The organism is Daejeonella sp. (genome assembly GCF_036405355.1).
In the GTDB taxonomy this organism is placed as follows: domain Bacteria; phylum Bacteroidota; class Bacteroidia; order Sphingobacteriales; family Sphingobacteriaceae; genus Daejeonella.
In genome coordinates this window covers 19,538-33,071 of record NZ_DASWXT010000056.1, presented here as the reverse complement: position 1 = coordinate 33,071, position 13,534 = coordinate 19,538, and the positions used below count along the sequence as shown (strand labels likewise).

Here is a 13,534-nt window from a genome sequence, read left to right as displayed (position 1 = left end):
CCTTCCTTCATCGGTAATCGCATAAAGCGCACCATCTTTACCTTGCATTGTTGATCTGAAACGCTGGTTTTGATCAGCAAGTAATCTTTCTTCTCCAACAACTTTATTGTCTTTGATCACTAATCTCAGGATGTGTTTGCCACTCAAAGCGCCAATGAACAGATTGTTTTTCCATTCAGGAATCATGTTACCTGAGTAGAAAGACATTCCGCTTGGAGAGATGGATGGGTTCCAGTAGTAAACTGGTTGTTCCATACCTTCTTTTTGCTGTATTCCATCGCCCACTTTGGCTCCGCTGTATTCCATACCATAGGTAATTGTTGGCCAGCCATAGTTTTTGCCAGGTTTAACCAGGTTTAGCTCATCGCCGCCCATCGGACCAAATTCTGCAGTCCAGATATCACCTGTTACCGGGTGGAATGCAAGATTTTGTACATTTCTGTGACCATAAGAATAAATTTCAGGTTTTGCACCAGCACTCCATACCGGGTTGCCCGGAGCAGGTTTACCATCTTTGGTTATGCGTAATACTTTACCATTTGCCGAAGTAAGATATTGCGCTTGTGGTCTGGTTTCCAAAGAAGAACGTTCTCCAGTTGTTACCAGTAAATTTCCGGTTTTGTCGACAAGGATTCTGCCTCCATAATGTCCCATGCTTGGATGCGCCGGATCAGCTCTGTAAATGACACTAACATTTTCCATTCTTTTCTCATCAGCAGAAAGAGTGCCCTTGGCAACAGCGGTCAGGTTACCCGTGCTTGTTTTTTCAGAAAATACCCAGTAGACCATTCTGTTTTTTGAAAAAGCCGGATCAATGGTTAAGCCAAGTAAACCTCCCTGACCACCAGAATTAACTTCCGGTAAACCGGTTATTGGCTCACTTACCTTTCCGGATGTTGTGACAATTTTCATTGTCCCCGTTTTTTCAGTGATCAGCAGACGTCCGTCAGGTAGTACAGTAATACCCCAGGGTCTTTTCAATCCTTCGGCAAGTATTTTCACATCCAGTGCAGTTTTAGTTTTTGTTCCTGCAATTCTTGTTTGACCTGCGAATGCAGGAGAATAATTATTGTTGGGAGCTAATTTCTCGACAGGAGCTTTTGTAGTGTCCTGGATTGAGGTATAATTTGCATAAGCACTCACATTATTGCTGTATGCAGAAATAAATAATGCTACACTTGCTGCCAGAGCTTGAATTTTCTTCGTCATCTTGATTGTTTTTTATGATAATGTCACAAATTAATAAATATCTGTATTAAACAAGTCTTATTTAAGTGATTTCATGTCGATTACAAAGCGATAATGAACATCTCCTTTGAGTGTACGTTCATAAGCTTCATTGATCTGGTCAATATTGATCAGTTCGATATCGGATGTAATATTATGTTCGGCACAGTAATCCAGCATTTCCTGAGTTTCCTTAGTGCCTCCAACCAGCGAGCCCACAAGACTCCGGCGGCCACCGATCAGTTGAAAGGCAGATACATCCGCAGGATTTGGTGGAGCACCCAAAAGTATCATCACTCCGTTTGAACGCAGTAGTGCCAGATATTCATTATAATCATGATCTGCAGAGACAGTATCGATGATGAAATTGAAGCTTGAAGCCAGTGATTTCATTACTTCAGGGTCTGAGGTAAGTTTAAAATGTGTCGCGCCCAGACGTTTTGCATCTTTTTCCTTGCTTTTTGAACGACTTAATACAGTGACTTCGGCACCCATCGATGATGCAATTTTAACTGCCATATGTCCTAATCCTCCAAGGCCCAAAACCGCCAGTTTATCGCCCTTTTTAACATTCCAGTGCTTGATAGGAGAGTAGGTGGTTATTCCTGCACACAGAAGGGGTGCAACGTTAGCCAGCGGGAGTTTATCTGAAACATTGAGTACAAATCGTTCCCTGACTACGATATGAGTAGAATATCCGCCAAGGGTAATCGATTTTTTGTCCTGACTTAAGGAATTATACGTTTGAGTATGTCCGTTTTCACAATACTGTTCCAGATAGTCATTGCAATTGCTGCAATGCCCGCAGGAGTCGACAAAGCAACCTACACCAACAGTGTCGCCTGCTTTGAAGCGGGTAACTGAATCACCTACCCTGGTGACCTTTCCAACGATCTCATGACCCGGGACTGCCGGATAAACGGTTCCCTTCCATTCATTGCGGGCGGTATGAATATCTGAATGACAAACGCCGCAATAAAGAATCTCGATTTCAACATCTTCGGAACCCGGTTCACGGCGGTCTAATTGCCATGGTGCCAGTGGACTTTCCGCACTTTGGGCGGCATATGCTTTTACTGCTTTCATAGTTTTATTTGAGGAGATAAAGTTAATTAAGATTTGACTAATGTATAGCCATTGTCTGTAAAATACAGGTGACTGAGGGGATGATATTTCGATATTCAGACCCGATAGCCTATCGGGTTACGAATTTACTTAACTTCATACCGGTTAAATTCGTCAGTCGCTGTAGTTCGTTAGCGACTGACGAAATCTCTTTGAAAACGCCTATATAGTATGCGACTGACGAAATCTATTTTCTACTCGTTTAGGTGATTTCGCAAGTCGGGTCGGAAAATTCAGACTTACGAATTTACCTGGTATCATACAAGATAAATTCATCAGTCGCTTTATTGGGGCGAATTTACCTAAGCGTCATGCTTTAAAAATTCGTCTGTCACCATTATAGTATGCGACTGACGAAATCTACTTTTCGCTCGGCTAGGTGATTTCGCAAGTCAGAAAATTTTCCAGTTTGCCATAGATTATGTAAATTGGGTACGTAAACGTTATTATGGAGACTAAAAACACAATCAATCGCCGCCACTTTATTGCAGGAACAGGCTTACTGCTTGCTGGCTATAGTTTAAATCTTAATGGGGCTGTACTTCAGCCTTCTGAACCGATCATTGATATTCACCAGCATACCGATTATGCCGGGAGAACTCAGGATAAAATGCTGGCCCATCAACGGATGATGGGAGTTACAACCACAATACTTTTGCCGGGTGGAAGGCCACTAAATTATGGCTCAACACATTATGGAGTGAGTAACGGCTTGCAGGTTAAGGCTGGAGGGAATGAGGTTTGTTACCAATATGCAAAGGATCGTGCCCCTGAAATGCTTTTCGGTGCCTGTGAAGTGCCTGATTTTCCGGGGGCTATTCCTGAAATTGAAAAGTATCTGAAATTAGGGGCCAAAATGATCGGAGAGCTAAAGTTCAATGTGGATTGTGATTCTCCCGAAATGCAAAAGATCTATCAGCTTGCACAGGAATATGATGTACCTGTACTGATGCACTGGCAATACAATATGTATAACCGCGGCTTTGAACGTTTCCATAAAATGCTCGAGAAGTTTCCAAAAGTGATTTTTTTAGGACATTCACAAACCTTCTGGGCCAATATCGATAAGAATCATGCTGATCAGAATATTTTATATCCCCGGGGCAAGGTAACGCCGGGCGGCTTAACAGATCGCCTGATGAGCGATTACCCGAATATGTATGGTGACATTTCAGGAGGTTCCGGACTGAGTTCCATGACAAGGGATGAAGATCATGCACGTGCTTTTTTAAGCAAACATCAGGACAAACTCCTGTATGGCAGTGATTGTGATGACTATGCAGGACATGGTCCGGCTTGCCAGGGTGCTGGAACTATTGTAGCAATCAAAAAACTATCAGCGAGTAAAGAGATTGAACGAAAAATCCTCCATAATAACGCTAAAAAGATGTTCCGGCTCTGAAATTAGCTGTTCCTTTTAACTATTGATCGATTATATTTCTATTGACCCTGAAGGGGTCAAATGTTTATAGCATTATAACACGGGAATCCCGACCCCGAAAGTAGTCGTATGTATTTAAAATTCGCACATACGACCCCTTCAGGGTCGAACGACACGATTAAATGCCATTTCTATAAACATACGACTACCTTCGGGGTCGAGCAACAAGAACAATTTAACCGAATTTAACGGTTCCTTTTTTTAATGATTTTCACTATCTCATCAGCAATCAGCTTATGACCGGTATCCATTGGATGGAGGCCATCCGGCATCAGGCCCTCCAAACCTCCAGGGTTTTTCCGGACATATTTTCCAAAGACTTTCCAGGAATTGATGAGCTCGACATGCTCTGATTTGGCTAGTTTGATAACTGCATCTTTATATAATTTCAGGCGCTCATGCCTGAATGGTTCCAGTTTTGAACTTAGCGGATTCGGGGTCAGGAGTATAACTCTTCCATTAATTTTTTTGATCTCAGTTATAAAATGAGTCAGATTAGTAATAAAGGCTTCCAGTGGAATGCGTGATGCGGTACCATCTCCCTTGTCCTGATAAGCATCATTGAGACCGAAATTGAGTGTTACCCAATCCGGATGATGACTTAATACAGCCTTTTCAAACCTGTCCATCCCATGCTCGATTTTAGGACGATCGTTATCCTTTACTGAACCCGTATGATTGCTTCCAACTCCTGAATTAATTACTTTATTTGGTATTCCGGCTTCAGTTAAGGCCTCATGGATACGAACTGCATAGACTTTCTCAATTCCTTTTCTTGGTGCTGTTGTGGAATTACCGAAAGTGACAATAGTCAATTCCTTTTTCTCCTGGGCTGAAGAAAATGTATTTAACAGGACAATAAGTAGTACAGTTGATATACTTGATAGAAAGTGCATGTATTTTGTTCTCATTGGTTATCCTTTGGAAAAATCAATTTAATAATAATTTGATGTTCCGGCGAAAGCCGGAAAAAAGCTCTCCCGGATATTGAAAAAGCTTTCTTTAAAAAAAGGCAGATCAGGTAACCTTTCCGTCTGCATAAAGATTATTGGTGGTATAAGTTTTTTCCTCAGCCCTGACTGCAGAGGCAGCATCTTTATGGGTAGGCATCCAGTTATGGTGTACCTCACATTTGTCCTGAGGTACTCCACGGATCACAACGGCCCTTTGCGGCCCTAAAAACGTATTGTTGTACATTTCCATCGTGGTTCCGGCAATAGTTGTATTGTCTTTGCGGTCGCGTCCTCCGTGCATATCAAAGTTATGGCTAAGCGAGATTCCCAATTCCACATTGTTACGTGCAATATACCCGCAGCCAGGTCTGCCTGTTCCTGCCAATGAATGGCGGTTCTCATTGAAATGATTAAATTCAATGGTAGAACTGGCTTCATCATGACTAACCCCATAACCGAGTCCGTTATATTGGCATTTATGAATCAGGTTATGATGGATATGACTACCTGTGCCTTTCTGTAAACTGACACCTGCATTGGCAAAAGCTGAGATCTCACAATTGTCTATTTCCAGATTTCCGAATTTGGTGATAATCCCTCTTGATGTTGGAAATTTATAATAATAGGTATGACCCGGGCCTCCAGGACCAAATGCTCTTTTATGATGATCCAGGTATCGTTTTGAATTTGGTCCCTGCAACCTGATACCGCTGATACGTACACCAGGACCTTCGATTGAGATCATTCCCGGGGTATCGAGGCTATCGCTTGTGATCTGTGCACCGGCTGAACCGTTATGGCCTCTATCGCTGGCCAGGGTAACTCCGCCCGGGATCTTCAGCATGATCTTATCAATATAGATGAAAGTCGTCATGTCAATAATCTTATCTCCCGGAATAAATATTACCTGTCCCGATTTCGCCTTAGCGAGGGCATCAATCAATGATTCTAGAGTGTCGACAGTATAATCACCACTGGTAATCACCTTTGTATACCCTTTGCCGCCTCCGATAGGACCGGTTTCATCGGCCTTAGCCCCATAAATGGTATTCCCTATCTTTTTCCAGGTAGGTTTTTCTTTTTTGGCATACTCAGCCGCAGAATTGGATTCAATTGCAATTGCCGGGCTGATTGAGCTTAATGCAGCCAGAGATCCCAGAGATGCAGCAGTAACAAACTGTCTTCTGTTAAAATTTTTTGTTCCCATGTTTTACTTTTTAGATGACCATTCTATATGTGTAGGAATGCTGAAAGCAGCTCCTTCTTCAAATTCGTAGATATAATTGCTGTATGGATCTTTCGTGTCTGCTGATGGATTATTCTTTAATCCCATTGCAAAAGTGATTGGCCCGCAATCTATTCGGGTATATTTCCCTTCTCTTTTCACACTTTTGATCGTGTAGGTAGCGTCTCTTTCGCCATTGGTCGAAATAATCAGTTGTTCTCCAATTAGGCTGCCATTAACAGGAAGAATCTGATCAACCAGGACCCAGCCACTTCCCGAGGGGTTTTTATTCATTTTGATGATCTTACCTTTTATTTGTCCATCGGATTTAAGATTCAAATCCCCGGAATTTAAAGCAGTACCATTTACAAGAACAGCCTTGCTTAACTGATTATTCTTTGTCCTCAGGAAGCCTATATTTCCGGCCATACTGACATTATTGGGCAGTTTCATCAGTTTTTCTGATTCAGGATTGTATAAAACATGATCAATATTGCCATTGGTATGTTCAATTTGCAATGCGATCTGCGATTCATCTCCATTATCGATGCGTTTCACCGATTTAATGAAGGGATTTAGACGGTAAGGTTCAAAGACTGATATGAAAGTACTGTTGAGATTCTCACCTTTTCTATGCATCAATACATAGCCTAGTTTTTTTGGATTCCCGGCTTTGTTTTGAGGGGGATCCCCATCAGCAAGTGCAACATCATTTGCCTTACTGAGGGCATGCATTCTTAAATGTATGTTATCATCTGCCTTCGTGCCACGATAACCGGTTTCGGTTTTCCAGTCAATCATGAATCCTGTGGCCGGACTTAAATCCCTTTTTACATTGTAAAAGAATGAGTAACCCATTGGAAAGCCATTTGCGGCAATTCCTTTTTCAATATTTTCCCCGGCATAGGTTCCTGTTTTTTGAGCTGTTAAATTCAGTCCTGAAGTGCTGATTTCTCCCGGAGGGCCGTGGAAACTATATAAATGGTCTTTACCACCATCCACCTTGAAAATATCAATGACATAGGCATTGTTTTCACCTGATTCTGCATCCACAAGAAACATGGTCCTTTGATAAGTTTTGGTCTCAGGATAGGCTTTCTGTCCATCGATTTCGAACACTCCAAAACCTTTCAACTGTTTAAATAACCGGGTATGTCCACCCCAAATTTCTTTTTGAGGCTTTTCATTTACAAAAACGAGGTTATGTGATACAGTACTTCCGGTCCAGTCGCGATTACTTGGAATATTAGTCGCAAATTCAGGGTATCCATGATCAGGTGCGAGCCATTTGCCGAAAGCAAAAAGATCGAAATTCATCAGATCGGGATGCGCATGCATGATGGTTCTTCCAAAATTATTCGCAATTGCCACTCCGTTGTTTCCACTTCCATTTTCCAGTAGGGCAAGTCCGAAGCCACTCATTAAATATCCTCCCTGTGGTCTTGGACCAAGGGGTTCAGCTATTTTTTGTATTTCTCTGCTGATTGCATCCGGATCTTTCGAAAAAATATCCCTGCCAAGTTTATCTGCTGAATTTTTATTAGATAAGTAAGCCGCTTTTGCAAATTCAGGATCTTTGGTGAAAATATAGCCCTTGGCAATAAATTTCGGGTCAGCATAGCCATTGCTTACCGTTCCGGTTGAGCCGCTATCGCCCATGTTCGGAATGGCTATGCCAAGGGCTGCCATCCTGTAGGCCGCAAGGAAAGTGGTATTGAACTGAGGGAATTCTTTAATGATATTATGCTTCGTATATGCGGGATAGCCTTGAAGTTTTTCAGCAACCTGAGTAATCAGCCTGCCCCACATCAGGGTATAACCAGGAGCACCTTCATTGGAGGTACCATCCCTATCGAAGGTCGAAATCATCAGGCCCGGGATATTTCCACCATCCGCTGCAAAGATCCAGTCGATCCATAAATTACTTTCCGGTTGCGAATCCAGGGCAATAGCACAAGTCGCCAGAGTCAACTGATGCATTCCCTGATTTCCCCTGATATGTGTAGATAAAACAGCTTTATAGGCCGTTCTCAGAAGTCCGTCATCTATATTTTGCATTAATAACGCCCGGGTTCCTTTAGTTCCGATTTTGTATTTTTCGGATTGTTTTTTAAGGAAGCTGTATAATTCACTATTGTCAACAGTGCCGCTAATAATTTTATCATACGAATCAGCGAAGGATGTGATGATTTGGGTTTCCCATATCGATCCATGTATTTTGCCCATATTGCGTCCTCCGTCAGAATGATACCATCCCTTGTCGGCATAAGGTTTCCAGTCCATTTCAGGATAAACATCGGCGATGCGGTCTAAAATGATTGCGGCTTTGCGTGCATATATTTTATCGCCGGTGTACAAATAGGCCTCAGCCAGATCTGCAAGTCCCTTGCTTATGTAATCCCATTTTTTCCAGACATAATATCCAATGAAGCGGTGTGCACGACCGTTCTGATCAATGTATCCATATCCATCATCAACGCCATATTTATGCATTGGATCGGATGGGTCAGGATGGGATGTGTTGAAAAGCAGGCTTTTGTCGCCTTTTGTTACATCAAACTGACCCCGTTCATCAAGTGCACTCGCATAAAATTTACCGAAATCATTCGTTGGAAATACGCTTTTGCAGGAAGGACAGGTAAGCTTCCATGGCTTATCCTCAAATTCCGGTTCATAGGGATAATTACCGAATTTAAGTACATCCAGCCCGCATTTTAAACAACCTAAAACTTTAGGGCCTTTCGCTATACGGTCGAGGGTGACATCGATACCGCGAGGAGTATTCTGTCCGGGCACCAATGACCATATTTCATCATCGCTTTTATTGGCAAAGTTTTTCGCATTATTGATAACAGAGTTTTTCAATTCCTTTGCCCAATCGTATTTATTGCAATTATTTCTAAGGTTTTGAATCTTTTCCCTGGTGTAGAAACCACCATACTGGCGTTGCGCAAAACTGATTTGAGAAATTGTGCTAAGTGTCAGAATGGCTAAACAACAGCGGATTATATGTTTCATAGATTGAATTTGATAATGGGTATTTCCTGATTGATATGTAATTATTTTAGTTTATAACTCATTAAATGAGAGCCTGATACAAAGAATATCCGGCCATGGGCATAATCCCCTCCAGCTTTAATCGGACCCGGAGCGGTGGCTATAAGCTTCATTTCGTAGCTCGTTGGTAAAACCTGAACTATAGCTCCCTTCGCAAAAAGTATATAAACTTCATTCCTGGGACCCATAGCAAATATTCTCGGACTTTGCTCTGCAGTTGTGGGTCCGAATTCAGAAAAAATATCTTTTGTATAAACAACCTGCTTCTTAGCAGGATCAAAAACAAAGAACTTCCTCTTATCGGTAATGCCATAAACCAGTCCATCGGGCATCATACGCATCTCACTGTACTCCTGTACACCAGGAAATACAACTTCCTGCCATTCTATTTTTTTGCTGCCCATGTCCATGATATATAGTTGTGCCTCTTTTGCCTTTTTTTCGCCACCGGTTCCAGGTGAAGTTGTTGTCCCACCCAGTAACTTGCCATTTTTAAGAGGCACCAGACTCATACTGCTTTGATCCTTTACTACCATGCTGTCAGTAAGCAGGGTTCTGTTTTTTGCCTGGTTATCATAAAGCAATAATCCACCACCGGTAGCGCCGTATTGAGGGGTACCACCCATGATAATGGTCTTCCCATCGGGATGTGCAATGATGCGGTATGGGCGGATTAATTCAGGTGAAACTGTGGCAAGATGAAGCGGGTTTGAATTTTTGTCATTCAGTTTGGTTTGTATCCATGGCTTGTAAGGATCCCATTCTATGAGATGTCCGCCAGAGTACACTCCAAAATACACCTTTTTGTTCTGGTTGACCAATGCATTGAACTGCCCTAAAGCAAATCGGTTTACCCATCTGTCTTTTTTCAAATCATAATTGAAAAAACGCATCGGAAATGCAGTACCACCAACAATAGTTCCGTCAGGAGCCGTGCCAATGCCCATTACTATTGCGCCATCACTGGTATAATCAAAAGAAACCTCTTTTGTTGTATTCGTTTTAGGGTTTTCTGTAATGAGGATGCGGTTAACGAGATCAAGATCCTTTAGTATAGTGCCATCAGGGAAATTTCTATGGAACAGACTTTGAGAGCCTGTTATGATTTTTACAGGCTTCAGATCATTGTATTCTCCAATCTTTCTGGCCTCACCTTTATAAAGCTCGTACCATTGATCCTTGATTGATTCTAATGCGCGACCGTAAACTTTACCATTCTCATCCCTGTAAACTGCGGCAGTTCCCAGTTTTCGTTCATTCTGAGGAAGAATGCCGCTGGCCTTTCCTGTTTTAGGGTCGAAAGCAAGAATCTGGCTGGATGCATTTCCCAATCCAAAATAGATCCAGCCTGTATCATCAGCAGCGATGGAACGCTGATACTGACGCCAGTTTTCCTTATTAACATAAGCATAGTCTATCAGCTCCCGTTTTTTCGGATCAAATGCAACAAGTCCGCTGTTTGGATAAGTTACAGACCATATTTTGCCATTATCGTCTTCGGTCATCGACATAGCCATTTGAGGCATAGTCTTTTGAGTGAAAGTAAAGGCACGTTTAACAGGATCAAATTCAGTGAAATGATCGCTGAAGTGTGTATAAAATTTATTGTCCTTTGATAAGATTGAAGAATATGGAGTATCCTGCTTCGGATCAAAAGGAATTGGAAACTCCTCACTTTTTCCAGTCTCAGCATCTATCATTAATAAAGAATATCCCCCGCGATGATCAAAAAGCCATACCAAAACTACATTCTTTCCATTTCTGTCAATTGTAGAAACCACCCCGCGATGATTGCTGATTGGAGAGGCCACACCGTGGTCAAAAAAACCATTGCCCAGATCCTTTGTAGAGGTTTCTACAGTAAAACCTGTTTTGTCGGGAAGTGGAACAACTCTGACCTCCTTTTGAGAAAATGCTTCAATTGAAATCGTAATACAGATAATAAGCAGGGAAGTGAATTTTGTTCTCATAGATAGATTGTGTACGTACCCATAAATATAAAGTAAATTAACTCATATCAGAAAGTGAAAGGAATTATTTATATTTTTTATTCTTTTATCGCTCTAAGGATATTCTGATTATCCCTGAACGAAAGCCTGTTCTAAGGAAAAATATTTGCCCTTTACGATAATTATTTAAAACTATTTTTCTAATATTGAGTACAAATACTCAAAAAACCGCTATTGAAATCTAAAATATCTATTATGAAAAAGCTCCTTTATTTAAGTTTTTCCCTCCTCTTATTTTTCTCCGCATGCCAGAAGGCAGATACTGATCTGACCTTAGAAGCAAATAAGGAGATGAGTAAAGGGCCTGCAGGAAAAGTGACTATCTGCCACTCTGCAGGCGATGGCAAAGTGATTGTCATTCAAGTTAATCAAAATGCTCTTGCTGCACATCTTGCTCATGGCGACATTGTGCCAGACAGTGATGGGGATGGTTATACAGCTGTGGGTGCCTGCACAGGTTCAAAGGATGACTGCAATGATAATGATGCAGCAATAAACCCCGGCGCTGAAGAAGTTTGTGGTGATGGAATTGATAATAACTGCAATGGAATTGTAGATGAAAACTGCGGACCGGATTTCGTAATATTCAATATTAGAAATAATAACACCATTCCAATAGCTAACAGAATTAGTGCGCCCTGGGATTCTGATATTGTTTTATCTGAAAATGCCGCAGGTGATGGGTTCTCATTCGGGACACCCAATCGTTATGGCGGCCAAAAAGTTGGATATGGAACAAAATTCTTTGACGGACTTAAGCTAAATACAATTAAAAGTGTTAATTGGAATTGGAATGTAATTGCCGGAAATGGGGGAATTGTACCATATCTGAATATTTGGGTGACTGATGGTGCGGGCAATTATGCGGTCATTTCTTCAGAGAATAATTACAGGGGAACTGATTTTGGAACCCGTGCAGAATGGAAGATATTTGAGTACGGAACTTCAACCAGCAATTTCAACTGGCTTTTCGATAGTGGAACCGGAGCAAGGGACAATGCTCAATATTTAACCCTTAATGGATCCAGAATCACTTTATCACAGTTAAGCGATAGAATAGTGATAGGCGACCCAGGGGTTTATCCTTCTCCAAATGTAGGTACCGGAGCTCCGCGTGGTGGTTTTGGTTTTAATCTGATATGGGGTGATACAATGGCTAATTTTGCCCAGAAAAGCGGGCAGATTGGAGGATTAACAGTAACAGCCTCCGGTGTGGTACATACCGCCCAGAACTAAGGAATTTTGATTTGCGGGACTTATTCCCGGGTTAAATATTAAAAAAGGGGAGAATCTGTTATATTCAGATTTCTCCCCTTTTTTTTAATATTTTTGGAATTAAAATAAAGAATAATTATGCCCGGTATAAGAATTACCTTACTTTTTGCTTTATTGCTTCTAACTTCAGGCTTAAAGGCTCAGACTACAAAATACCATTTGCTAATAGGTACATACACTTCACCGGGTAAAAGTGAAGGAATTTATGTGTACGAATTTGACAGCCAGACCGGTGATATGACGTATAAGTCAAAAGCTATAATTGAAAGCCCTTCTTATTTTGCCCTTACTAAAGACCAGAAATTTGTTTATTCAGTAACAGAAGGAAGAGGAAGTATGGTGAATGCGCATGCATTTGACTCCAAAACAGGAGAACTGAGGTTTTTAAATAGTCAGCCTTCAGGTAGTAATGGTCCAACTTATATCTCAGTGGATGCGAAAGGTAAATATGTATTTGCCGCCAATTATGGGGGAGGTTCTGTCACTGCTTTGCCGGTAGAGCCTGATGGTACTTTGGGGGAGGATATTCATGATATCAAGCATGATGGAAGCAGTATTGCAAGGAAAAAGCCATTTGTTCATTCAGTAATTGTTTCTCCGGATAACAAATTTGTTTTAACTGCCGATCTGGGAACAGATAAGATCAATATTTACAGATTCCGAGCCAAAGCCAGACCTCAGGCCTTGTCTCCAGCAGCACAGCCATTTGTTATTCTGGATCCTGGCGCTGGACCGAGACATCTGACTTTTCATCCTAATAAAAAACTTCTCTATTCAGTTACAGAAATTAACTCTAAGGTATATGCCTTTAAATATAAAAAGGGACATTTGAGCCCAATTCAGTCGGTTTCTATTCTGCCTGATGGATTTACCGGGCCAGGACATGGCGCAGACATTCATGTTTCTGAGGATGGAAAATTTCTTTATGCAAGTACCAGAAGTACTCTGAATGAAATAGCAATCTTTTCAATTGATCAAAAAACAGGAATGCTGAGTCTGATTGGGAGGCAGCCTTCATTGGGCAGAAGTTCACGTACATTTGAAATAGACCCAAGTGGCAACTGGCTTCTGTCTACCGGCCAGGCCAGCAATGAGATCATTGTGTTTAAGAGGGATCCGCAAACTGGTAAATTAAACCCAACTGGTCAGAAATTACAGATCGACAAGCCATCATTTCTCAGGTTTGTGCCGATTGATTAAGTTGATTACTAATCATGATCTT

9 protein-coding genes are annotated in these 13,534 nt (G+C 41.5%); 3 read left to right on the top strand and 6 right to left on the bottom strand.

The window, feature by feature from the left end; genetic code table 11:
* Both VGE44_RS07155 and VGE44_RS07150 read right to left on the bottom strand, forming a co-directional pair.
* Positions 1-1,209: PQQ-dependent sugar dehydrogenase (locus VGE44_RS07155; protein WP_331077396.1), on the bottom strand; the 1,209-nt coding region annotated here is incomplete at its 3' end.
* Positions 1,210-1,266: 57 nt separating this feature from the next.
* Entirely contained in the window at positions 1,267-2,313 is a 1,047-nt protein-coding gene (locus tag VGE44_RS07150) for an NAD(P)-dependent alcohol dehydrogenase (protein WP_331077394.1), read from the bottom strand.
* A 487-nt stretch (positions 2,314-2,800) separates the two neighbouring features.
* Between VGE44_RS07150 and VGE44_RS07145 the strand changes: the two genes are divergently transcribed.
* Complete coding sequence (locus VGE44_RS07145; RefSeq protein ID WP_331077392.1) at positions 2,801-3,754, top strand: amidohydrolase family protein; 954 nt, start codon at positions 2,801-2,803, stop codon at positions 3,752-3,754.
* Between the two features lie 224 nt (positions 3,755-3,978).
* On the opposite strand, the gene VGE44_RS07140 is transcribed toward VGE44_RS07145, so the two are convergent.
* The 4 genes from VGE44_RS07140 to VGE44_RS07125 form a co-directional block, all read right to left on the bottom strand.
* Positions 3,979-4,704 (bottom strand): SGNH/GDSL hydrolase family protein, encoded by a 726-nt coding sequence (locus VGE44_RS07140; RefSeq protein ID WP_331077390.1) that lies wholly within the window; start codon positions 4,702-4,704, stop codon positions 3,979-3,981.
* Positions 4,705-4,810: 106 nt separating this feature from the next.
* Positions 4,811-5,953 (bottom strand): right-handed parallel beta-helix repeat-containing protein, encoded by a 1,143-nt coding sequence (locus tag VGE44_RS07135; protein WP_331077388.1) that lies wholly within the window; start codon positions 5,951-5,953, stop codon positions 4,811-4,813.
* Positions 5,954-5,956: 3 nt separating this feature from the next.
* On the bottom strand, positions 5,957-8,989 hold the full coding sequence (locus VGE44_RS07130) for a heparinase II/III domain-containing protein (protein ID WP_331077386.1): 3,033 nt from the start codon (positions 8,987-8,989) through the stop codon (positions 5,957-5,959).
* 41 nt (positions 8,990-9,030) lie between these two features.
* A complete protein-coding gene (locus VGE44_RS07125; protein ID WP_331077384.1) occupies positions 9,031-10,998 on the bottom strand; it encodes a hypothetical protein in 1,968 nt (655 codons plus the stop codon).
* 234 nt (positions 10,999-11,232) lie between these two features.
* Here VGE44_RS07125 and VGE44_RS07120 point away from each other — a divergent pair, with 234 nt between their 5' ends.
* Complete coding sequence (locus VGE44_RS07120) at positions 11,233-12,273, top strand: putative metal-binding motif-containing protein (protein ID WP_331077382.1); 1,041 nt, start codon at positions 11,233-11,235, stop codon at positions 12,271-12,273.
* Between the two features lie 117 nt (positions 12,274-12,390).
* Positions 12,391-13,512, top strand: coding sequence for a lactonase family protein (locus VGE44_RS07115; protein ID WP_331077380.1), 1,122 nt, complete (start codon positions 12,391-12,393; stop codon positions 13,510-13,512).
* Positions 13,513-13,534 lie beyond the last annotated feature (22 nt).

What these genes read in the sequence shown, in the direction of transcription:
- VGE44_RS07135 (WP_331077388.1), bottom strand. Translation starts at nt 5,953, where the DNA reads ATGGGAACAAAAAATTTTAACAGAAGACAGTTTGTTACTGCTGCATCT.
- VGE44_RS07140 (WP_331077390.1), bottom strand. Translation starts at nt 4,704, where the DNA reads ATGAGAACAAAATACATGCACTTTCTATCAAGTATATCAACTGTACTA.
- VGE44_RS07150 (WP_331077394.1), bottom strand. Translation starts at nt 2,313, where the DNA reads ATGAAAGCAGTAAAAGCATATGCCGCCCAAAGTGCGGAAAGTCCACTG.
- VGE44_RS07120 (WP_331077382.1), top strand. Translation starts at nt 11,233, where the DNA reads ATGAAAAAGCTCCTTTATTTAAGTTTTTCCCTCCTCTTATTTTTCTCC.
- VGE44_RS07115 (WP_331077380.1), top strand. Translation starts at nt 12,391, where the DNA reads ATGCCCGGTATAAGAATTACCTTACTTTTTGCTTTATTGCTTCTAACT.
- VGE44_RS07125 (WP_331077384.1), bottom strand. Translation starts at nt 10,998, where the DNA reads ATGAGAACAAAATTCACTTCCCTGCTTATTATCTGTATTACGATTTCA.
- VGE44_RS07130 (WP_331077386.1), bottom strand. Translation starts at nt 8,989, where the DNA reads ATGAAACATATAATCCGCTGTTGTTTAGCCATTCTGACACTTAGCACA.
- VGE44_RS07145 (WP_331077392.1), top strand. Translation starts at nt 2,801, where the DNA reads ATGGAGACTAAAAACACAATCAATCGCCGCCACTTTATTGCAGGAACA.